At 34.3% G+C, this 24,656-nt stretch carries 14 protein-coding genes; 11 read left to right on the top strand and 3 right to left on the bottom strand.

The window, feature by feature from the left end; genetic code table 11:
* Positions 1–194 precede the first annotated feature (194 nt).
* The 10 genes from UH7x_RS06540 to UH7x_RS06495 all read left to right on the top strand — a co-directional run bounded on the left by UH7x_RS06540 (position 195) and on the right by UH7x_RS06495 (position 18,395).
* The gene (locus tag UH7x_RS06540) at positions 195–3,308 is read left to right on the top strand and encodes a SusC/RagA family TonB-linked outer membrane protein (RefSeq protein ID WP_482362917.1); all 3,114 of its coding nucleotides are present in this window, start codon (positions 195–197) and stop codon (positions 3,306–3,308) included.
* 21 nt (positions 3,309–3,329) lie between these two features.
* Positions 3,330–4,862, top strand: coding sequence for a RagB/SusD family nutrient uptake outer membrane protein (locus tag UH7x_RS06535; protein WP_482362916.1), 1,533 nt, complete (start codon positions 3,330–3,332; stop codon positions 4,860–4,862).
* A 289-nt stretch (positions 4,863–5,151) separates the two neighbouring features.
* Positions 5,152–8,412: a VCBS repeat-containing protein gene (locus UH7x_RS06530; RefSeq protein ID WP_482362915.1), complete on the top strand. Its 3,261-nt coding sequence runs from the start codon at positions 5,152–5,154 to the stop codon at positions 8,410–8,412.
* Between the two features lie 141 nt (positions 8,413–8,553).
* Positions 8,554–9,897 carry an L-fuconate dehydratase gene (locus tag UH7x_RS06525; RefSeq protein WP_482362914.1) on the top strand — a complete coding sequence of 448 codons (1,344 nt, stop codon included), beginning with the start codon at positions 8,554–8,556 and terminating at the stop codon, positions 9,895–9,897.
* Positions 9,887–10,663, top strand: coding sequence for an SDR family NAD(P)-dependent oxidoreductase (locus UH7x_RS06520; protein ID WP_482362913.1), 777 nt, complete (start codon positions 9,887–9,889; stop codon positions 10,661–10,663). The genes UH7x_RS06525 and UH7x_RS06520 overlap by 11 nt, the downstream gene beginning before the upstream one ends.
* Before the next feature lie 46 nt (positions 10,664–10,709).
* Positions 10,710–11,564 (top strand): fumarylacetoacetate hydrolase family protein, encoded by an 855-nt coding sequence (locus UH7x_RS06515; protein WP_482362912.1) that lies wholly within the window; start codon positions 10,710–10,712, stop codon positions 11,562–11,564.
* Positions 11,565–11,575: 11 nt separating this feature from the next.
* A complete protein-coding gene (locus tag UH7x_RS06510) occupies positions 11,576–12,355 on the top strand; it encodes an SDR family oxidoreductase (protein ID WP_482362911.1) in 780 nt (259 codons plus the stop codon).
* Positions 12,356–12,364: 9 nt separating this feature from the next.
* A complete protein-coding gene (gene fucP / locus UH7x_RS06505) occupies positions 12,365–13,696 on the top strand; it encodes an L-fucose:H+ symporter permease (RefSeq protein WP_482362910.1) in 1,332 nt (443 codons plus the stop codon).
* Between the two features lie 65 nt (positions 13,697–13,761).
* Positions 13,762–14,916, top strand: coding sequence for an alpha-hydroxy acid oxidase (locus UH7x_RS06500; RefSeq protein ID WP_482362909.1), 1,155 nt, complete (start codon positions 13,762–13,764; stop codon positions 14,914–14,916).
* A 26-nt stretch (positions 14,917–14,942) separates the two neighbouring features.
* Positions 14,943–18,395 carry a pyruvate carboxylase gene (locus UH7x_RS06495; protein ID WP_482362908.1) on the top strand — a complete coding sequence of 1,151 codons (3,453 nt, stop codon included), beginning with the start codon at positions 14,943–14,945 and terminating at the stop codon, positions 18,393–18,395.
* Between the two features lie 17 nt (positions 18,396–18,412).
* On the opposite strand, the gene UH7x_RS06490 is transcribed toward UH7x_RS06495, so the two are convergent.
* Complete coding sequence (locus UH7x_RS06490) at positions 18,413–19,297, bottom strand: GNAT family N-acetyltransferase (RefSeq protein WP_482362907.1); 885 nt, start codon at positions 19,295–19,297, stop codon at positions 18,413–18,415.
* 126 nt (positions 19,298–19,423) lie between these two features.
* Between UH7x_RS06490 and UH7x_RS06485 the strand changes: the two genes are divergently transcribed.
* Positions 19,424–20,137, top strand: coding sequence for an SDR family oxidoreductase (locus UH7x_RS06485; protein WP_482362906.1), 714 nt, complete (start codon positions 19,424–19,426; stop codon positions 20,135–20,137).
* 13 nt (positions 20,138–20,150) lie between these two features.
* On the opposite strand, the gene UH7x_RS06480 is transcribed toward UH7x_RS06485, so the two are convergent.
* Together UH7x_RS06480 and UH7x_RS06475 are read right to left on the bottom strand one after the other, a co-directional pair.
* Positions 20,151–22,895 carry a PD-(D/E)XK nuclease family protein gene (locus UH7x_RS06480; RefSeq protein ID WP_482362905.1) on the bottom strand — a complete coding sequence of 915 codons (2,745 nt, stop codon included), beginning with the start codon at positions 22,893–22,895 and terminating at the stop codon, positions 20,151–20,153.
* Positions 22,896–22,971: 76 nt separating this feature from the next.
* Positions 22,972–24,312, bottom strand: coding sequence for an OmpA family protein (locus tag UH7x_RS06475; protein ID WP_482362904.1), 1,341 nt, complete (start codon positions 24,310–24,312; stop codon positions 22,972–22,974).
* Between the last annotated feature and the right edge of the window lie 344 nt (positions 24,313–24,656).

The following is a 24,656-nucleotide window of genomic DNA, read 5'->3' as shown; positions in this document are numbered from 1 at the left end:
AATCTAAATTTTCTATTTACGTGCACAAATAGTATCACTATTGGTTTATTTTTTGGTGGTTATGATTGTTATATTCATATAATTTCGTCCCTTATATTGATAATGTTATTGTTTTTTAATGATTTTTTCGAGAATACATAAAATCTAAAAACCTTAACTGTATTAACAACCTAACTAACTTAAATCAATTAAAAATGAAAAAATTACATTCTGCGTTCTCTGGAATGAACACATTTCAAAGGCCGAAGCAGAAAAAGTGGTTTGCAATATTTGCAATGATTACTTTTTTGGCTCAAAGTAATGCGTGGGCGTTTTCTGAAAAGAATTCTGATTTGTTAACTGCCAAGATTATTCAGCAGCAAATCTCCGGAACAGTTTTAGACGATACAGGTGAGCCTTTGCCTGGTGTTAATGTTGTAGTAGACGGCACAACGAGAGGTACTCAAACAGATTTTGATGGTAATTACTCCATTAGTGCTAATGCTGGCGATGTACTTATGTTTTCATATATAGGCATGAAATCACAATCAATTACAGTTGCTAGCGCTACGACTATAAATGTTGATATGGTTGTTGATGCTGCAAGTCTAGAAGAAGTTGTGGTTATTGGTTATGGTACTCAAAAAGAAGCTTTATTAACTGGTTCAGTAGGTATAATAAAGAGTGAAGAGGTTAAAAAAGTTTCTTATGCTAATAGTGCTGGTGTTCTACAAGGTCGTGTGCCAGGTGTAAAAGTAGAAGCTAATGGTGGTGCTCCTGGTGCTGGTGTTAACGTAGTAATTAGAGGGACAGGTTCTTTTGGTAATGATCAGCCTCTATATGTGGTTGATGGAAACATTGTTGAATCTATGTCCTTTATAAATCCAAATGATATTGAATCAATTAGTGTTTTAAAAGATGCATCTTCAGCAGCTATTTATGGTAGTCGTGCTTCTAATGGTGTTGTTTTAATTACCACCAAAAAAGGTACTATCGGTGATGTTAAGATTAATTTTGAAACAAAAATTGGTTATCAATCACCAACAAAGTACATGGATTTATTAAACGCTCGTGAATATGCAGATTGGCATAACATGGCAAGAGATAATGACGGTGATGCACGTGCAATACCAAACGACACCGGTTTTGATCCAAGTATCGATACAGATTGGCAAGATTTGTCATTAAATCCTGCAATGTATAAGGAGTACAATTTAAATGTATCAGGAGGGTCTGAAAATGCACGTTTTTATGTTTCTGGTCAAGTATTGGATCAAGATGGGGTAGTACATGACTCAGGCTTTAAGAGATATAATGTAACTGCCAATACAAGTTTTAAAAAGGGTATATTTTCATTGTCTCAAAGTCTATTATTGTCTAGAGCAGAACAAAATGCTAATAATTTCTTTAATAGAGAAGGAGCTGTACCTCCAACAATAGCTGTTTATGATGAAAATAATGAAGGGGGTTTTGCTGGTCTAGATCCAAACTTACATGGTCTCGCTAGAGGAATTAACTGGTATGGTAGAGCAATTTTACATGATAATTTAGTTACTACAGATCGTCTTGTGGGTTCTGTACAACCTCAACTTCAACTAACAAAGAACCTGAAATATAAAATGAATTTAGGAATTGATTATTCTTTGACTCATAATTACGCTTTTCAGCCTACCTTTTTTCAAAGTACATCGCAAGAAGCATCAGAAACTATTGCGAGATTAACCGAAAATTATATTCGTTCTTTAAGTTCTTTAATGGAAAATACCTTAGAGTATAGTAATACTTTTGGGAAACACGGTTTAACACTTTTAGCTGGTTATACAACACAATCTATTACTGCGCGGTCCGCTGGAGGAATTGGAACAAACTTTACATTTAACGAATTCCGTGTTTTAGATGCCGCTGATGATAATACAGATAATACAACAGGTAACTTACAAGAAAATGCACTAACTTCTTATTTAGGTCGTCTTGATTATGATTATGATGGAAAATATATAGTTAGCGCTACTATTCGTCGCGATGGTTCTTCTCGATTTAAAGAAGACAATAGATGGGGTGTTTTTCCTTCTGGTTCTTTAGGGTGGAGAATTAGTAAAGAAAATTTCTTTCCACAAGATGGCTTTGTAAGTAATTTGAAACTACGAGGAAGTTATGGTTTGCTAGGATCGCAAAATGTTGGAAATTACGTAACTTCAAGTGCATTAAATACGAGTAACTTCTATAATCTAGGAGGAACTGTTTATGGCGGTTCTATTGTAACGCAACTTGCCAACCCCGATTTAAAATGGGAAACCACTACTATTCAAAACTACGGAATCGATGCCGAGTTTTTAGATGGTAAGATTAGTTTTTCAGCAGAGTACTTTAATAAGAGATCGGAAGATATTCTAGTAAATGTTCCTATTCCACTTAGTGGTGGTACAGGTACTTCATTACCTAGTAATGCTGCTACAATTGATAATAAAGGTTTCGAATTTGGTGGTACTTATCGTCACTTTTCAGTGGACGATGGTGTGAACTTTGATGTAACGTTAAATTTTAACACAATTGATAATGAGGTAATTGCTTTGGGTGATGGAGTTAATGCAATTACAGGCGGAGGCTATACCCAAGGAGGGTATCAAGCAACAAGAACTGATATAGGTGAACCAGTTGCTAGTTTTTATGGTTTGAAAACAGAAGGTGTTTATCAAACTCAAGCTGAAATTGATGCAGATGGTAGAGCAAATGCAGTGTTGGGAGATATGAACTTCGTCGATTTAGATGGCAATGGAGTTATTGATGATGATGATCAAACATATTTAGGGAGTGCAATTCCGGATTTTGAATACAGTCTAGCATTTAATATAGACTATAGAAATTTTGATTTATCATTATTTATTCAAGGAGTTGAAGGAAATGAATTATGGAATGGTAAAAGATATCATTATGTATTAGATGGTACTAGAGGTATTAAATCTACAGAGGCCTTAAACGCTTGGACACCTACAAATACAAATACAACTGTACCACGTGCTACTATTAGAGATTTAGCACTGAACAAAAGACCATCTGATTATTTGGTTGAAGACGGTTCGTATTTGAGATTAAAAACGTTTCAGTTTGGGTATACTTTGCCTACAGATTTTACAGAACAGTTTCATGTTACAAATTTAAGGTTTTATGTTACGGGTCAAAACTTACTAACTTTTACAGACTATAAGGGTTACGATCCTGAATTGGGTAGACCTTTAGATGGCGATGGTGGTTTATTTGGTGGTGGAGTTGATAGACGAGCTTATCCTAATAACAAAAACTTCCTATTTGGAGTTCAGGTTGGTTTTTAGAAAAATAAAAAAAAGTATAAAATGAAAAATAATATAAAAATATATCTTGCATTAGCGATTGTTGGTTTGTTTTCCTTCAATAGTTGCTCAAATGAATTAGATATTACAAATCCGAATAGCCCAACTCCCGAGAGTTTTTGGCAAAATGAAGAACATGCAGAAGGAGGTTTAACAGCCGTCTATGCTCCACTACCTACAATACCAATGTTTGGTAGAATATTAACTGGTATTCATCTTATTCATAGATCTGATATAGCCAATCCCTTTCCACAGTCAAATGTGAATGATGCAGGAGCATTATCTATTCGACCAGAAAACCCTAGAAATAGAGAGATTTATACGGAGTTTTATAATATGGTATCGAGAGCTAACCAAGTTATAAATAGAGTACCCGAAATTGAAATGGATGAGGCACGGAAAAGCGAAATCATAGGAGAAGCTCACTTCTTAAGGGGTATGGCTTATTTCTATATCGTTAATTTATGGGGAACCTCTCCATTAAGTCTAGAAGAGCCAACCGGTTTGGATGATCTTTTCTTACCTAATTCAACTGTAGAAGCAACGTATGCCTCAGTTATTAGTGATTTTACTATCGCACAAGCTAATTTGCCACAAGATGGACTGCCTCCAAAAGGAGAAGTCGGAAGAGCTACTTGGGGGGCTGCAACAGCATTTTTAGGACGTTCTTATTTATCAATTCATGATCATGCGAAAGCAGTGGTTGAGTTAAAAAAAGTGATTGATTCTGATATCTATGAGCTTAATGAAAATTATAATGACAACTTTACTGAAGAAATAAAAAATACCAAGGAATCAATATTTGAAATTCAATACGATGGTAACGAAACAGGTGCTTGGGGAGGTGCTGGTGGCAACGTGTATAGAGCACAAGCCTGGGAAGCTGATGTTGCGCCTCGTAATTATAGTAGTCAGCAAAGTTTTAGTGTAAATCAATGGGTTTTAGATTTATTTCTAAGTGAACAAACAGTAGATGCTCAAGAAGATCCAAGAGCAAAAGCAACTTTGCTATGGAATTATCCAGATGCTATGATTTATCAAGATGTTTTTGCGGAGACTATGCTTGGGGATGACTTGAATAGAGTATGGAACCGAAAATATTTAAACTTCAGAAGAGAAAATGCCCTTACACCAGGTGCTTGGGCAGGAGCAACCAATAACTGGAAAATTTTTAGATATGCAGATTTGTTATTAATGTATGCAGAGGCAGAAAATGAAGTTAACGGTGGTTCGCAAGCAGCACTCGATGCTTTGAACGAAGTACGTGATCGTGTGAATATGCCTAATGCTTCTGGATTGGACCAAGCAACATTACGTCAAACGATTAGAGATGAACGCGTTAAAGAATTGGCTATCGAAGGAAATAGAATGTTCGATTTAAATAGATGGGGAATTGCTGCTGATAGATTTGAGCAAAATCCAGAATTTAGATCTAATAGTCTAGGAACTTTTATTAGAGGAAGACATGAATATTTACCAATCCCGGCACAAGATGTTGAATCAAATCCCAACCTAAACCAAAATCCGGGATGGTAATATTCTTATTAGTTTTTTGAATTAGTTTTGAGTTGAAGATAATCCTCGGTTAACGCTGAGGATTATCTTATTTTTCAACTTCCTAACTATTAAATTTGATTGATTTGTTTTAAATAATTTTAGAATTGTATTACATTGTAGGAATTAAATTTGAGCTATTCAGATTGGTCTTAATTCTTATATCATATAATTATTTTTACCGCACTAGTCTGTTATGAGTCCTATGAAGTACAAGCTAAAAATTATCAAAATAGTATTGCTTTTTCTTTTTAGTCTTACAATAAGTTGTGTGAGTGAAAACGAAAAAAAGGAATTAGATTCTAAAGGTTTCAAAGTTATTTCTTCGAATAAATCCGGCATAGATTTTAGTAATACAATTAGCGTAACCGATACTTTAAATTACAATACTTTTCCTTATATCTACATGGGTGGTGGTGTCGCTATGGGTGATATTAATAATGATGGTCTTACCGATGTTTATCTAACAGGTAATATGGCCACTAATAAATTATACCTTAATAAAGGCGAACTAAAGTTCGAGGATATCAGTTTAGATAATCCTGTAGCCGGAGACTCTAGATGGTATACTGGAGTTACAATGGTTGATATAAATGCTGATGGTTGGTTGGATATTTATTTGAGTGTTTCAGGTTTAGGTGAGCATACGCAAAATCAACTTTACATAAATAATGGTGATTTAACTTTTAGTGAAAAAGCTGGTGAATATGGTATTGCTGATGCAAGTAATTCTATACAAGCTACTTTTTTTGATTATGATAATGATGACGATCTAGATCTCTATGTTGTCAATTATCCAATAATTCCTTTAACAATGCCCAATGAATATTATTATGATAAGATGCAAAGGAAAAACCCAGAAGAATCGGGGCATTTGTATCGGAATAATGGAGATGGAAAATATGAAGATGTAACCAAAGAGTCAAACTTGTTGAATTTTGGACTCTCACTTGGTGTTGTTGCATCCGATTTTAATAATGATGGATGGCAAGATTTATATGTTTCAAATGATTTTAATGTGCCCGACTATTTCTACATAAATAATGGAGATGGCACATTTACAGAAAACCTAAAACAGACAACCAGACAAACTTCTATGTTTGGTATGGGCGTAGATGCTGCAGATTTTAATAATGATGGTTTTATGGATTTAATTCAGGTGGATATGACACCTAATGACCACTTTCGTTCAAAAACCAATATGGCGAGTATGAACCCTACATCTTTTTACTCGATGGTTAATTTAGGTTTTCATTATCAATATATGCAAAATAGTCTCCAAGTAAATAATGGGGTTGATAAAGATGGATTGCCAATTTTAAGCAATGTAGCAAGGCTTACAGGAATTGCAACGACAGATTGGAGCTGGGCTCCGCTTTTTGCTGATTTTGATAATGATGGTTTAAAAGATATTATCATTACTAATGGTATGCGCTTAGATGTAAATAATAATGACTTACAGAATAGAGAAAAGCAAACAAAATTGGTAGCGGATAAAATAGATATGCAAAAAGCACCATCTACCCCTATTGAGAATTATATATACCAAAATAAAGGAAATTATAAATTTGAAGACGTGTCAAAAGAATGGCATGGTAATGTCAAAGGTTTTTCTAATGGAGTTGCTTATGGTGATTTAGATAATGACGGTGATCTTGATTTGGTTTTAAATAATATAGATGATCAAGCAAGTTTATTAGAGAACAAAAGTGAAGGTGCAAATTTTTTAAGATTTGGTTTAAAAGGACCAAAGCAAAACCCAATGGGTGTTGGTGCTAAAATAAAAGTTGTAACAGACAAAACTACGCAATGGATGGAGCAAAGCCCAACTAGAGGTTTTCAATCTAGTGTGGAGCCAATGCTACATTTTGGTTTAGGTCAATCTGAGACTGTTACTGAAGTTGAAGTGCTATGGCCTAATAATAAAGTACAAATACTTAAAAATGTACAAGTTAATCAGACGTTAAATCTCGAATACGAAAACGCTATTTTAAGCGATAATCAAAATTCTATTATAGAAAAACATTTCGCTAATATAACTAAGGAGTCAGGATTAGAATTTGCACATAAAGAAGATTATTATGATGATTTTTTGGCAGAGCCTTTACTTCCACATCAAAACTCACAATTAGGACCAGCCTTAGCAGTTGGTGATGTAAATAGTGATGGGCGTGATGACTTTTTTATTGGAAATGCTAAAAACGAAAAAGGAGCACTCTTTACGCAAAATGAAAATGGAAAGTTTAATGAACTAAATGGACCATGGATAATCGATAGTAGTTTTGAAGATGTTGGCGCCGTTTTTTCTGATTTTGATAACGACGGTGATCAAGATTTGTATGTAGTAAGTGGTGGTAATAATGTGGCTTTAGATAAAAAGGAATATCAAGATCGACTTTATATAAATACTAAAAATGGATTTGTTAGAACAGAAGGTGCTTTGCCTAACATAAGTTCTAGTGGCCTTAAAGTATTACCACTTGACTTCGATAACGATGGAGATCTAGATATTTTTGTGGGTGGAAGAATTGTTCCAGGTTATTATCTACAACCTCCAGTTAGTTATTTGTTAGAGAATAAAGGAGGAAAAGATGGTGCAATACGTTTTGAAGATGTAATCGAAAAAGTAGCTCCTGAATTGCAAAACCTAGGAATGATTACAGATGCTTTATGGTTTGACTATAATGACGATGGAAAAAATGACCTTGTTGTAACTGGAGAGTGGATGCCAATCACCTTTTTTAAAAACGATGGTAAACAATTTAAGAATGTTACCGAAGAATTAAATTTTCAGAATACTGTGGGTTGGTGGAATACATTAGAAACGGCTGACTTAGATAATGATGGTGATTTAGATATTATAGCTGGTAATCTAGGCTTAAACAGTAAATACAAAAGTTCAGAGAAATCTCCTTTTGAGATTTACGTGAATGATTTTGATGAAAATAATAGACAAGATATTGTATTAAGTGTTACTAAAAAAGGAGTAAAACTTCCATTGAGAGGTAGAGAATGTTCTTCACAACAAATACCAATGATAAAAAAGAATTTTGAAACTTATGCTTCTTTTGCATCGGCTAAATTGGATGATATTTATGGTAAAAATATGTTAGAAAATTCTATGCATAAAACTATAAACACTTTTGAGCATCAATGGTTTGAAAATAAAGGCAAGGGTGAATTTGAAGCGCATGAACTTCCTATCGAAGCACAAATTTCATCAATAAACGATATCACTATTTTCGATTATAATCAAGACGATTATCCAGATCTTCTTATTGCAGGCAATCTTTATGATGCTGAAGTGGAAACCCCTAGAGCAGATGCAAGTATTGGTTTGGTGCTTGAAAATGATGGCAATAAGGGTTTTAATGCTATTTCTATGAATGATAGTGGACTATTAATAGATAAAGAAGTTAAAAGTATTAGGGCTATCAAGGATGTAAAAACAGAAAAAAAAGTTTTTCTAATTGCTGTAAATAACGACAGTATTCAATTAATTAAGTTTAAACAAGAATCGCTTATGAACTAAGTATTGAAAGAACTTATTAATGGTGAAATGTAAAAAAATAATTATTTCTAATAATATACGGCAAAAATAATATCAAAAACTGCAACTTATATGGTGGTTAGCACTAGATTGAAATTATAGATTTGCTTTAAAAATAAATTCATGTCAAAACCAATTACAATAACAAAAGTGGTAATAGAAGATGTTCGTTTTCCGACCAGTAAATCTTTAGATGGTTCGGATGCGATGAACCCAGATCCAGATTATTCTGCAGCTTATGTTATTCTTAAAACAGACTCTGAAGAAGGTTTAGAAGGTCATGGGCTTACATTTACAATTGGTAGAGGAAATGAATTGTGCGCTGCCGCAATAAATTCTTTAGCCCCATTATTGGTCGGAAAGACGCTTGAAAGTTTTACGGCGAATATGGGTGCATTTTGGAAAATGATAACTGGCGATAGTCAATTGCGTTGGTTGGGTCCAGAGAAAGGTGTAATACATTTAGCAACAGGTGCTGTGGTTAATGCAGTATGGGATTTGTTTGCTAAAGCTGAAGGTAAACCATTATGGAAATTATTGGCAGATATGTCTCCAGAAGAATTAGTTAAGTGTGTAGATTTCACATATATAACTGACGCTATTACACCAGAGGAAGCGCTAAAAATGCTTAAAGAAAAAGCAAGTTCTAAACAGGAAAGAGTTAATCGTTTAATTGAAAATGGTTATCCGGCTTACACTACTTCTGCAGGTTGGTTAGGCTATTCTGATGATAAAATGAGAAGGTTATGTCAAGAAGCAAAAGCCGCTGGTTTTGATCATATGAAAATAAAAGTAGGCTCAGATTTAAAAGATGATATGCGTAGAGCTGCAATCATCCGTGAAGAAATTGGTCCAGATTTAAGACTTATGATGGACGCTAACCAAAAATGGGATGTTGACGAAGCAATTGATAACATGGCTGAACTCAAAAAATTTAACCCATATTGGATAGAAGAACCAACTAGTCCGGACGATATATTAGGTCATGCGAAAATAGCTAAAGCAGTAGCTCCAATTAAAGTGGCAACTGGCGAGCATTGTCAGAATAGAGTAATGTTCAAGCAATTGTTACAAGCAGAAGCTATAGGAATTTGTCAAATAGATAGTTGTCGAGTGGGTGGTGTAAATGAAATCTTAGCTATTTTACTTATGGCGGCTAAATTTAAAATTCCAGTTTGTCCGCATGCCGGTGGAGTAGGACTTTGTGAATATGTGCAACATCTCTCTATGATTGATTATATTGCAATAAGTGGTTCACTGGAGAATAGAATTATTGAATTTGTGGATCATTTGCATGAACATTTTTATGATCCAGTAGTAATTGAAAATGGCGCCTATATGCCACCAAGTATGGCAGGGTATAGTATTACGATGAAACCCGAATCCATAGCAGAATTTAGGTTTCCTGACGGAAGTTTTTGGAAAGAAGAGTTAAATTTAAAGAATACAGTTGCAAATGAAATTTAGTTTAGAAAATAAAAGTGCCGTTGTAACAGGTGGAGGTAGTGGAATTGGTCAAGCAATTTGTATAGCGCTTGCAGAACAAGGTGCTACTGTACATATTCTCGAGTTGCAAGCTTCTAGTGCAGCAGAGACTGCAAAAACTATCGAAAGTAATGGAGGTAAAGTTAACATCTACGGATGTAATGTCGCTAAGGGTAGTGAGGTGCAAAATGCTTTTGATTCAATATTGGCTCATGGCCCAATTGATATTCTTATAAACAATGCAGGTATAGCGCATATTGGAAACTTGGAAAACACTAAGGAAGAAGATTTGGATCGTCTGTACGAGGTGAATATTAAAGGTATTTACAATTGTATGTATGCTGGTATTGCTAGTTTAAAGGAAAATGGTGGTGTTATTATAAATATGGCTTCTATTGCTTCATCTGTAGGTATCAACGACCGATTCGCTTATTCTATGACGAAAGGTGCTGTACTAACAATGACATACTCTGTGGCAAAAGATTATCTTGATTTCGGAATACGGTGCAATTGTATTTCTCCAGGTAGAGTTCATACACCTTTTGTGGATGGCTTTATTAAAAAGAATTACCCTGGTAAAGAAGAAGAGATGTTCGAAAAGCTTTCGAAAACTCAGCCTATAGGTCGTATGGGAAAACCAGAAGAGATTGCAAATATGGCCCTATATTTATGTTCAGATGAAGCTTCTTTTATTACGGGGTCTAATTTTTCTATTGATGGAGGGTTTACCACGCTCAATGGGTCATAGTTTTAGAGTTGATTAAATAAATTTTTAATGTATTAAGTAAGATTAAATGAAATTAATAAGATTTGGTAATGTAGGTAGTGAGAAACCTGGAGTTCAATTAGAAAACGGAACTCGTATTGATGTTTCTGCTTTTGGACAAGATTTTGATGAAAATTTCTTTGGAACAGATGGTGTTGAACAATTGGGAAATTGGTTAAAAAGTAATCAAGATAGCTGCCCTGTAATCTCTGATAGTGAACGATTAGGTTCGCCATTAGTAAGACCATCTAAAATTGTATGTGTTGGATTAAATTACGCGAAGCATGCTGCAGAAAGTGGTATGACTATTCCGAAAGAACCTGTACTTTTCTTTAAAGCTACTTCTGCCATTGTTGGTCCAAATGATGATGTAATTATACCAAAGAATAGTGAAAAAACAGATTGGGAAGTTGAACTAGCTATTGTAATTGGTAAAAAAGCTTCTTATGTGTCAGAAGCTGATGCTTATAACCATATTGCAGGATATGTTTTACATAACGACTATAGCGAACGTGCTTTTCAAATTGAAAAAGAAGGTCAATGGTGTAAGGGAAAAGGGTGTGATACCTTCGCTCCTTTAGGCCCTTTTATCGCTACAACTGATGAAATAAAAGATCCAAATAATTTGGATCTATGGTTGAAATTAAATGGTGAAATGTTACAAGACAGTAATACATCAGATTTTATTTTTAATATCGAACAAGTGGTAAGTTATATTAGTCAGTATATGACTTTATTGCCAGGAGATATTATTTCTACTGGAACACCTTCAGGGGTAGGTTTTGGTTTTAGTCCAAATAAATATTTAAAGGCTGGAGATGTTGTAGAATTGGGTATCGAAGGTTTAGGAAGTTCTAAGCAAGATATTAAAGCTTATAAATAAGGAAGGGATAGATGGATTTAAAGTTAAAGGATAAAGTCATTGTTGTTACCGGAGGATCTAAGGGCATAGGTTACGGTATTTGTGAAGTACTTGCCGCTGAAGGAGCAATTATATTCATTATAGGTAGAAACCAACCAACTATTATTAAAGCCGCCAAAGACCTAGAAGACTCTGGTGCAACAGTGGCTTATGCTTTTGCTGAACTTACGGACCCTAAGCAGTGCGAAAAAGCTATTGAAAATGTTATGGCACGTTATGGAAAAATAGACGGACTTGTCAACAACGCCGGTGTCAATGATGGGGTAAGTTTAGAAAATGGTAATTATGAAGATTTTATGTCTTCGCTTCAAAAAAATCTGGTTCATTATTATTTAATGGCTCATCATGCTCTGCCAGCTCTTAAAAAAAGTAAAGGTGCCATTGTAAATATAGGTTCTAAAACTTCTGTAACGGGCCAAGGAGGAACATCTGGGTATGCTGCTGCTAATGGTGGGCGTAATGCACTTACTAGAGAATGGGCAGTAGAATTATTGCCATATGGCATTCGTGTAAATGCTGTTATGGTTGCGGAATGTTTTACTCCCTTATACGAAAGATGGATTAAAACATTTGATGAACCTGAGAAGAAGTTGAAAGGTATAACGGAGAAAATTCCATTAGAAAATCGCATGACTACTGCAGTTGAAATAGGAAATTCTGTTGCCTTTTTATTGTCTGAAGCTTCAAGTCACACTACCGGTCAACTAGTATATGTTGATGGTGGTTATACACATTTAGATAGAGCACTTTAAAAAATAAGAATGAAAGACGCTGAAAGAATTCCAATAGTTTCTAAAAAATTATTGGTGCCATTTATACTGATAACATCATTATTTGCACTTTGGGGTTTTGCCAATGATATTACAAACCCGATGGTATCGGCTTTTAAAAAAATATTGGAATTAAACAATACTCAAGCGTCATGGGTACAAGCAGCATTTTATGGTGGATATTTTACAATGGCACTTCCAGCGGCCTTTGTTGTAAAAAAGTATTCATATAAAGTGGGTATTCTTGTTGGGCTTGTTTTGTACGCAGTTGGTGCCTTGTTATTTTATCCTGCGGCTGCAATGGAAAATTATCTATTCTTTTTACTAGCACTTTATATTCTAACATTTGGCTTGGCTTTCTTAGAAACAACTGCTAACCCTTTTATTTTGTCAATGGGAGCTAAAGAAACAGCGACCCAAAGATTGAATTTAGCTCAAGCTTTTAACCCATTGGGTGCATTGTCTGGCTTGTTTGTAGCTCAAGTTTTTATTCTCGGAGCGCTGCAATCAGACGATTTAGATGCTAGTGGTAATAGTGTTTATGATACGTTATCTGTTTCTGCAAAAGCCGCAATTAAGACCTCTGACCTTTTGGTGATCAGAAATCCGTATGTTGCTTTAGGCTTGTTTGTTATTTTCATGTTCATTGTAATTGCATTTGTAAAAATGCCAGAAGTAAACAAAGAAGATCAAGATGAACCGAATTCTAGTATGTGGGATTCAATTCAGCGAATCTTTAAAAAAGAACGTTTTGTTGGAGGGGTTATCGCTCAACTATTCTATGTAGGCGCACAAATAATGTGTTGGACCTATATCTATCAATACGCAGAAAATTTAGGCATAAATAACCAAGAAGCAGTAAATTATGCTTATGCAGCGCTAGTCATTTTTCTAATTAGTAGATTTCTTTTTACCTACTTAATGAAGTTTATTCAATCGGGTAAATTGTTAATGCTCTTAGCCATTTTAGCTGTAATCTTTTGTTTAGGCACCATTTTTATTCAAGGAATAGGTGGACTGTATTCATTGGTAATGGTTTCATTTTGTATGTCTTTAATGTTTCCCACGATATACGGAATTGCATTAACAGGCTTAGGTGATGATGCAAAACCTGCATCGGCATTTTTAGTGATGGCAATTGTTGGTGGGGCTTTTATGCCAGTACTTCAAGGATTAATTATGGATATTGGAGGTAGTGCTTACAATGATGTACAAATTATGGGTGTACCGGAAGTCAATTTCTCATTTATACTTCCACTAGTTTGTTTTCTAGTTGTTGCTTTATACGGGTATAGAGCATACAAGGTTTATAAAATTGAGTAGTCAAATTTTATCTTTTTAAATATTCGTATTAATAAAAGTCAACATTAGTTTTTAATTGTAGTACCATGCAAGAAGGAATAAAAATAAATAACAGCTACCCATCGGTAATCGATTTACGAAATAAAGCTAAACGAAAAATTCCAAAATTTGCTTTTGAATATTTGGATGGTGGTTGTAATGAAGATGTAAATCTACATAAGAATACTTCCGAAATCCGTGATGTAGAATTATTACCTTATTACCTAAGTAAGCATACCGGATCAGAACTTAAAACCGAATTATTCGGTCATACGTATGATGCTCCTTTTGGTATTGCACCCGTTGGTTTACAGGGATTAATGTGGCCTAATGCACCAGAAATTTTAGCAAAGGCTGCTTTTAAACACAATATTCCTTTTGTGTTAAGTACGGTTTCTACAAGTAGTATAGAGCGAATTTCCGAACTTACGGAAGGGCAGGCTTGGTTTCAATTATATCATCCTACAGAGAATAGATTAAGAGACGATATTATTAAACGAGCAGAAGCGGCTGAATGCCCTGTTTTGGTTATTTTATGCGATGTGCCCACATTTGGATTCAGACCAAGGGATATACGAAACGGTTTGGCAATGCCTCCGAAAATGTCTGTCAAAAATATTCTTCAGATTTTAGGAAAACCAGAATGGGCAATGAAAACGCTTATTCATGGGCAACCAAATTTTGAAACCTTAAAACCATATATGCCAAAAGGTTTAGACCTTAAACAATTAGGTAAATTTATGGATGCTACCTTTTCCGGAAGATTGAATGAAGAAAAAATAAAACCTATTCGTGATATGTGGAAAGGCAAGTTGGTCTTAAAAGGTGTTGCCAATGAAGCTGATGCAGAAAAAGCCTTAAATTTAGGTATTGATGGAGTAATTGTTTCTAACCATGGTGGTAGACAACTAGATGCAGGGGAGTCAACCATAAAACCATTGACTAGAATTGCCGAGAAGTATGGTGATAAAATGACAGTAATGATGGATAGTGGATTACGATCTGGTCCGGATGTTGCGCGAACTTTAGCTAGTGGAGCAAAATTTACATTCATGGGTAGATCATTTATGTATGGTGTTGCGGCATTAGGAAACGAAGGTGGAAACCATACTATTTCATTATTAAAAACAGAACTTCAACAAGTCATGGAACAAATATGTTGCGAGGAGACAAAAGATTTCCCGCATCATTTGATTAAATAAAACAACATCTAAATAAATATATAGGTATGGAAATTAAAAAAGTTCTTGTAGCCAATAGAGGAGAAATTGCCATACGTATTTTTAGAGCATGTGTTGAAATCGGAGTTAGAACAGTAGGTATTTATACCTATGAAGATCGCTATTCTTTACATAGATACAAAGCAGATGAATGTTATCAAATAGGTGCAGATAACGAACCGCTAAAACCATATTTAGACATTGATGCTATTATTAAAGTAGCAAAAGAAAATAATGTAGATGCCATACACCCAGGTTATGGTTTTCTATCTGAAAATTCAAAATTTGCAGCACAGTGTGAAGCAAATGGGATAATTTTTGTAGGACCCAAAGTGTCTGTTCTTAAGGCTTTGGGTGATAAGATTACTGCTAAAGAAGTGGCAGTAGCGAACAATATTCCAGTAATCTTGAGCAGTGATAAAGATCTTACAAATATTAAGGTTGCTGTTTCTGAGGCCAAAAAAATTGGATATCCTGTAATGTTAAAAGCTGCTTCGGGTGGTGGTGGACGTGGTATGCGTGTTATCAGAACGGAAGAAGAATTGCGAAAAGGATTCCCTGAGGCTAGAAGAGAATCATTAAACGCTTTTGGTGATGACACGGTATTTCTTGAAAAATTTGTAGAGAACCCGAAACATATAGAGATTCAAATTATGGCAGATACACATGGCAACATTGTGCATTTGTATGAAAGAGATTGTTCGGTACAACGCCGGTATCAAAAGGTAATCGAATTCGCACCGTCTATAGGTCTGCCGCAAGAAACTAAAGATAAGTTGTATCAATATGCAGTAGCTATTTGTAAAGCTGTTAACTATAATAATATTGGCACCGTTGAGTTCTTAGTTGATGATGATGGTAGTATTTATTTTATAGAGGTGAATCCTCGTGTTCAAGTTGAACATACAGTTACTGAAATGATTACTAATATTGATTTAATAAAAGCACAGTTGTTTATTGCTGGTGGCTATAAATTATCGGATCAGCAAATTAAAATTGAAAGTCAAGAATCTATAAAAATTACCGGTTTAGCATTGCAATGTAGAATTACTACTGAGGATCCTGCTAACGATTTTAAACCTGATTTTGGAGTGGTAACTACGTATAGAAGCGCATCTGGGTTTGGTATTCGATTAGATGCCGGTAGTATTTATCAAGGTGTGTCTATTTCTCCATTTTTCGATTCTATGTTGGTTAAAGTTTCTGCACAAAGTCGGACACTTGATGGTTGTTGTAGAAAGATGCGCAGAGCATTAGCAGAGTTTCGTATTCGTGGTGTAAATACGAACATGGCTTTTTTAGATAACATTCTAAAACATCCTACCTTTAGAGAGGGTAAGGTTACCGTGAATTTTATTAAAAATGAACCTAAACTTTTTGAGTTTGTTGAGCCAAGAAATAGAGCGAATAAACTTATTCAATTTTTAGGAGACACCATTGTAAACGGAAATGCGGATGTAAAAAAGTTGGATCCAACGCTAGTCTTTTCTAAACCAATAGTGCCGTCGGTTCCTAAAATGGATGATTATCCAAAAGGTACAAAGGACATATTGACAGAACTCGGTCCTGATAAGTTTTCTAAATGGTTGAAGAAAGAAAAAAAGATACATTTTACTGATACCACAATGCGTGATGCACACCAGAGTTTATTAGCAACACGAATGCGTACTAGTGATATGATGAAAGTTGCTGAAGGTTATAGTAAGAATCATCCAGAGATTTTTTCAATGGAAGTTTGGGGTGGTGCTACTTTTGATGTTTGTCTACGATTTTTACAAGAAAACCCATGGGAGCGATTGGCACTGTTGCGTAAGGCTATGCCTAATGTATTATTGCAGATGTTAATTAGAGGCTCTAATGGTGTTGGTTATACCGCATACCCTGACAATCTTATTGAAAAATTTGTTGAAGAATCATGGAATACTGGTGTTGATATTTTTCGAATTTTTGATTCGCTAAACTGGATGAAGTCTATTGCACCTTGTATCGAACATGTTCGCAAGAGAACAGGAGGATTGGCCGAAGGTTCTATATGTTATACTGGCGATATTTTAAACCCTTCTAAAACTAAATATGATTTAAAGTATTATGTGCAGTTAGCTAAAGATATTGAAAATGCAGGAGCACATATTCTGGGTGTAAAAGATATGGCTGGTCTTCTGAAACCAGAAGCTGCATATACTTTGATAAAGGAATTGAAATCTGAAATTGATATTCCAATTCATTTGCATACCCATGATACTTCATCCATACAAACAGCAACTTACCTAAGAGCGATTGAAGCTGGTGTAGATGTAGTTGATGTTGCTTTAGGTGGCTTGTCTGGACTAACGTCACAACCTAATTTTAATTCAGTATTAGAAATGCTACGTTTTCATAAGCGTGAAAATGAAATGAATACTGAAAAATTAGCAGAATATTCTAACTATTGGGAAACAGTACGTAAATACTATTACACATTTGAATCTGGCCTAAAATCAGGAACAGGTGATGTGTATAACCATGAAATACCAGGCGGACAATATTCTAATTTAAAGGGTCAAGCTATTGCACTTGGATTGGAAGATAAGTTTAACCAAGTGACTAAAATGTATGGCGAAGTAAATAAAATGTTTGGCGATATTGTAAAAGTAACACCTAGCTCAAAAGTGATTGGTGATATGGCACAATATATGATCAGCAATGACCTTACGATAGAAGAAGTTATGGAACGTGGTGATGAAATTTCGTTTCCAGAATCGGTTAAAAGCTTTTTTAGAGGGGAATTAGGGCAGCCTGTTGGCGGTTTCCCAAAAAAGATACAGAAACTAGTTTTAAAAGGAGAGAAGCCATTTACAAATAGACCAAATGCACACCTCGAACCTATAGATTTTGATAAGGAGTTTAAAGCATTTAAAAGGAAGTTTAAGAAGGGGATGGGTCGCGAACTTGAAATGACTGATTTCTTATCGTACAAGCTGTATCCGAAAGTTTTCACTAATGCTTACAACAACCATGTTAAATATGGTAACGTAATGAATATTCCTACTAAGAATTTCTTTTATGGAATGGAAGTGGGTGAAGAAATAATGGTGGAATTAGACCGTGGAAAGAACGTTTTAATTTCATTAATGCAAAGAGGTGAGCCAGATCTTGATGGAAACGTTAGTATTTTCTTTAAAATTAATGGTCAGATTAGAAACGTTCTTATTAAAGACACAAATGTGAAGGTCAGTAAAATAGAAAACCAGAAAGCTGATAGTTCTAATGCAAAACATGTTGGTTCTCCGTTACAGGGTTTGTTATCCACTGTACTTGTGAAAAAGGGGCAAGAAGTAAAAAAGAATCAACCCTTATTTGTAATTGAAGCAATGAAAATGGAAAGTACTGTAGTGGCTATTACCGATGGTACGGTTGATAAAGTATTGTTAGAAGGTGGTTCTTTGGTTAATTCAGAAGATTTGATAGTTGTGTTGCGGTAGATTTATTTTAATCCTATTTAACTTAATTCAGGACCGGCTATTAAAAATTGATTTCCTATAGTCTTGTCACAAGAATTCTCTTTTAAATACATTCTTGTGAAGTCTCGTTGAACAGCAAACCCAATAGAAATAAGCCAACCTATAAGTTCAGATTGATGTTTCGGCACATCAACTACAATTGGCTTTCCTATAAAGCTTAAAAGTATATTTGTTAATAGGATTTTGGCGTCCGATGTTGAGTATGAAATAAGTGGTCCGATTTGAAAAAAATGACTGCCATATCGACCTAAAACATATCCTATAATTTTATTATCTTTTTTTAGAAACCAGTTGCTTGCGTTCTCTTGTTTTATTGCAAATTGAAATAATGCTAATCGATTTACACCGTAGATTTTTTCATCGAATTTGGAAATTTCAGTTATATTATTTTTGGTCATTTTTGTAATGGAAGAATTCATAGGACCAATCTTATTTAGATTATTTATTTCTATTGCTGATGTTGTCATCCTAGAAATTTCATATTCAGTTTTAAAACCTAATTTTTTGTATACTGGGCTACCAGCAGATGTAGCATCAAGTTTAATAGATTTAATTTGTTGTAAATTTTCAATAACCGTTTTCATCAATAATTTACTTATTCCTAAACCACGATAGTTTTTAGCAACTAGCATCATCCCAATCCATGCAAGTTTATCACCATAAAGCATGGCTGTTACGGTACCCACAACTTCTGTATTGTCACATGCCACAAAGCAATTTTTAGGATTTTGATTAATCAGAAATCCCCAATCTAGATTAGTTTGATTCCAATTCTCCGCATTTTTTAATTGCATTATGCTAGACAGGTCATCTATGACCATCGGTCTAATTTTAAGTTGAATATTTTGTAAAGAATCTGACATATGTAGGACTAAAATACTGTTTATTGTAGATTATTATGTTAGGGTTATTATATAGCTTTTAAGAAAATAATAACGAAGGCGATTTTAGCATGTGTAATTGTAGTAGTAATTTGTAAAAAAAATAAAATGCAAGATTTAAAAAATAAAGTAGCTTATATCACAGGGGGTTCAAAAGGGATAGGATTTGGAGTGGCACAAAAATTAATTGCTGCTGGAATGAAAGTTGCAATTAGTGGGCGAACTTTAAAAACTGTTCAGCAAGCTGCTGATTACTTAGGTGATTCGAATAATGTTTTAGCCTTAGCTTCTGATGTAAGTAAGCTTGATGATGAAAAAGCTGCAATTGCTGCTATTTTAGAAAAGTGGGGTCAAGTTGATGTAGTACTCGCAAATGCGGGTGTAGGTCATTTTATGCCGGTAGACGAAATGTCTACTGAGTTTTGGAATAGTATGATTGACACCAATTTAACAGGCGTATTCTATACTTTAAAAGCGTCTGTGGAGGCCTTAAAGAAGTCTAAAGGTTACTATATGACCTTGGCTAGTTTAGCAGGGACCAATTTTTTTGCAGCAGGTGCTGGTTATAATGCTACAAAATTTGGTGTTGTAGGTTTCACACAAGCGGTAATGTTAGATCTTAGAAAGTATGATATAAAAGTTTCTACGATTATGCCTGGTTCTGTTGCATCTAATTTTAATAATAATGAACCCGATGAGAAAGATGCTTGGAAAATTCAACCTGAAGATATTGGTGAGCTTGTTTTAGATCTATTAAAGATGCATCCGAGAACATTGCCAAGTAAGATTGAAGTTCGTCCTACTAGGCCAGATAAGAAGTAAGAGTAGTGAAGTGCTAAACTTCTTTCTCCGTTAATGCTATTTCTGAATTGCAGATTTCTAAAATCAGATTTTTTAATTGTGCTTTAAAATCGATAATAGTTCCCTCTGTGATTGCAGTAATTTTCTTTGCTCCACGAGCACGTTTGTCTTTAAGTGCAAATTTTAAAACACCTGCAGGTAAATTCTTAAAGGAGATAATCCCAGATTCAAAGGAATCAATGGATTTGTTCTTATTAAACATTAATGCATAACATAAAAGTTGGAAAGCTTTACTGTACTCATAATCAGAAATGATTTCTTGCCAGTCTACTATTTCAACATTTTTTGATTCTACTTTACCTGTTTTGTAATCGATGATTCTGATGTTTCCATCTTTTTCATCAATGCGGTCTAATTTGCCCTTCAAGACAACTGGAAAGTCAAGTTCTGGAATATCTAAAGTGATTTTAAATTGTTCTTCAAGACCAATTATTTTAATACGATGTCTACTAACTTCATCAATTTCATTATCAATAAAATTTTCTATGTATCGCACAATTACGTTAAAAGCAATAAGATTTTTGCCCGTACTAAAATCACCACCTGCATAGGTTTTTTCGAATTGAATTTTCACTTGAGCAGGAATCTCTGACTTTAAGGCCTTCAATTTTTTTACTTCTAATTCTTTACCTAAAAACGGAGTATATATAAGTTCAAGGGTGTCGTGAACAATAGTGCCAAAGGTATTGGCAGCTACAGTTTCTTCAACTTCTGTAAGGTCATCAATTTTAAGCAGGTTGCGTTTGTAAAAGTCTATTGGGTTTCGAATGTAATTACTTAATGATGTTGGCGAGAACCCAGAGGCTGCGTGTTCTTTTATTATTTTTATTAAACTTAAATCTTTAGTGATAGAAACAAGTTCATTTTTAATAGGCGTAATACTTGGTGAAATAATGGATTCCGTAATGTCTCTAATTTTATTCTTATCTGTTAGTAGTTGTAAGAGTAATCTACTCTTTTCACCACCTTCTAATACGTCTGAATCTGTATTGTAAAGAAGATATATGTTCTTGGCCCTTTGCATAATTCGGTAGAAATGATAGGTGTAGACTGCATCTTTCTCTTTATAAGAGGGTAGCCCAAAACTTTGTTTTAAATCCATTGGAATAAAAGAATTATTCGTTTTTCCAGATGGAAGAATACCTTCATTTACCGAAGTAATAATAATAGTTTCGAAATCTAAATTTCTACTTTCAAGCATTCCCATAATTTGTAATCCTTCAAGAGGTTCTCCTTGAAAATCAAGTGTTTCTTTAGAAAGTAATTCCTTATAGAGGCTATGTAGTGATTTTAAATCATTAACGAAGGGATATTGTTTTATAAGCTCATGGAGTTGATTAAATAGCGTGTGGAATCTGTATAAATATTCTAATTCCAGGTTATTCGTTCCTTGCTCAAGTTTTAATCGAATTGAATCAATAATCATTAAACAATTTTCAATAAATTTTTTCGTGCTAGGTATCTCACTAGTAAAAAGTAATTCTAGTATGTGTGTTTGTTCTGGACAGGTTTTAAATAGTTGGCTATTTTGAATGAATGACCAATTTTGTTCCGCTATTTTTTTGGATATTGATTGGGCATAATTATCACCTTTCTCGCTTAATAGTATTTGAAGATACGGATGGGATAAGAAATCTTGTATTGTTCGGTGGTACCAACCTTTTGTTTCTTTGTTAATATTTAACTGCATTAATTGTTCAAAAAGACTTGCTAATGGTGTCCCATTTAATGGGTAACCCATGGTAATGTTAATGCGATTAATTTCTTCTGGAATTGAATTCAGAACCGGATTTAAAATAGTTTCATCACCTAGTATTACAGCAGTGCTTTTAAGATTTTCATTTTCTTTATTGCTTAGTAGATTGCCTACAAATTTTGCTTGTGATACGTTTTTAGGCAACCCTATGATTTCAATATTTTTTGTTGATTCATAATAATTGCTAACTCCAACCATTTTTGAATTTTCAAAATAGTCCCATGTTTTTAGGTAATCTCTTAAGAAAAAACTTGCATCATGAATCGGGTCATCTAAAAAGTATTGGTCAATGTCCCAGAAAATTTTGTTTTGCGGATTTGCAATTAGCTTTTGAATAATTAAAGTTTCGGATTTATTCAGTGCATTAAATCCGATGAATACATGGGTTTTATCTTTTGTTTGATTGGTATAATCATTTAAGTTTTCACATGCTTGTCTATAAATAAGACCTTGATGGCCTAGCCCTTGGTTTTTTAAATTATTGTTGAATAATTGATATATAGGTTCTAATTGATTCCAAAATTCAAGATAATCTTCCATCATTTTTGTTTTCTCGCTGTCAGGTGACCAATGCGAAATTTCCTGAATGTCTGTTAGATTGGAAAATAATTTAGTGGCATCAACTAAATAGCGGTCTATTTCATTGAAGTCTTGTAACAAAGTACTAGCCCATTTCGAAAATGAATAAAAGTCTGATTTCTCATCGGTATTATGGGATAAATGAACCTTATATAGTTCAAATAATTGTTGTGTATGTGTGGCCGTAGTAAGACCTGAAATTGTCTCAACAAAGTTCTCAATACTTAGTATTTGAGGAGCAAATAGTGTTTTCTGTGTGGTTTTTGCGAGAGCTTTTCTTAAAAAAGTACCACTACGTTTACTTGGCAAGACGAAAATAATGTTCTCTAGTTTGTCGTATTCTTGACATATTTGTTCAGCGACCTCTTCTAGAAAACTTTGCATATGCTAAAATAAAAAAGCCCTGACAATTATGTCAGGGCTTTTAAATAAATATTTACTTAAACGGAAATCTAAATTCTTATTTTACTAAGTTGATTTCTGTTCTTCTGTTTTCTTTTCTTCCGCTTCTTGTGTTGTTAGAAGCGATAGGCTTAGCTTCACCATAACCGATAGCAGTTAATCTATCTGCTGCTATACCTTCTGCAATTAAGAAATCTCTTACTGCATTAGCACGCTTTTCAGATAAAGCCTGGTTAGTTTTTTCACCACCTACACTATCAGTATGACCTTCTACTGTAAATTTAGCATTTGGATATTCACCTAAGATTCTAATGATATCAACAAATACAGAAGTAGTTTCTGGACTTAAGCTAGATTTGCCTGTAGCAAATAAGATTGTTTTAGCATAGTCATTTAATTGTTTCTGAACTTCTTCAGTAACTTCAGGACAACCAGCGTTAGCTACTGTACCAGCAACATCTGGACATTGGTCATCTTTATCTAATACACTATCACCATCTTTATCAGCCCAAGGACATCCTTTGTTTTCAGCAGGACCTGCTTCATTAGGACACTCATCATCCTTATCAGCAACACCATCGCCATCAGCATCAGGACAACCACCTAAGTTAGCTAAACCAGCTTCGTTAGGACAAGCATCATCTTTATCAGCAACACCATCACCATCAGCATCAGGACAACCGTTCATCTCTTTAGAACCAGCTTCGTTAGGACAGCTATCTTTACTATCTTCGATTCCATCGCCATCAGCATCAGGACAACCGTTGAAAGCTTCTAGACCAGCAACTTCTGGACAAGCATCATCTTTGTCATATATACCATCACCATCAGTATCAGTACCACCAAATTTAACTTTGATACCAGCTAAATGCTGAAAATGAGTAGATAAATAATCTTCGAATGCATGTTTGTATACTGTTTGTACAGAAAGACCAATATTGTCAGTGAACCAAAAGTTAAGACCAATAGATCCGTTAACAGTACCAGCACCAACTTCATCAATCCAAGTATAACCACCACCTACTTCAACGAAAGGATCAATTACAGTTTCTTTTAAGAAGTTGTACTTAATAGTACCATCAAGACCGTAATAAGAAAGATCAGAAACATCTGTATCTCCCCATTTACTAATTTTATTTAAAGAACCTCTAGCTCCAATAGAAAATCCATCACCTATTGACTTCGATACCGCAACAGTTGATATTGAAGGAAGAATATTCCAGTGGTCTGTCGCATTAAAGAACTCATTACCAAAAGAACTAACGTCACCAGTTGGGTATACGTCAATGGCATTTACCCCAAAGCTCACTGCCCAAGGATTGTTCTCGTCTTGCGCTTGTATGTTGTTAAAACCTACAACAAGTAGAGCAACAACTAATAATTTGCTAAGATGTTTCATGTTCAAATTTTTAAGTTTAAGTGTTTATTAGGCGCAAATGTAAGTTGTTAAATATTATTAACAAAATCAATTTCTTATTTTTTTATTGCATTTTTTTTGTAAAATGATGCATTTAAACGATATTAATGGCCCTTCTAACGAAAAAAACATACTCCTCTGGCACGTATGAACCACGCTACTATATAGATTTTTCGGTGTACGACTTTAATAATTGACAATACTTTCAATCTTGTAAGAGGGAAAAATCTTATAACATTAAATACACGTTTTTATGTGTATTTGAAGTAAAAATTGTTAATTTTTAGACTAAAGGATACATGAAAACTGTGTTATTTATGAAGCTT

Source organism: Aurantibacter sp. UH7 (assembly GCF_056839165.1).
The sequence above is the reverse complement of the archived record's forward strand: the minus strand, read 5'-3'. Positions and strand labels throughout refer to the sequence as shown.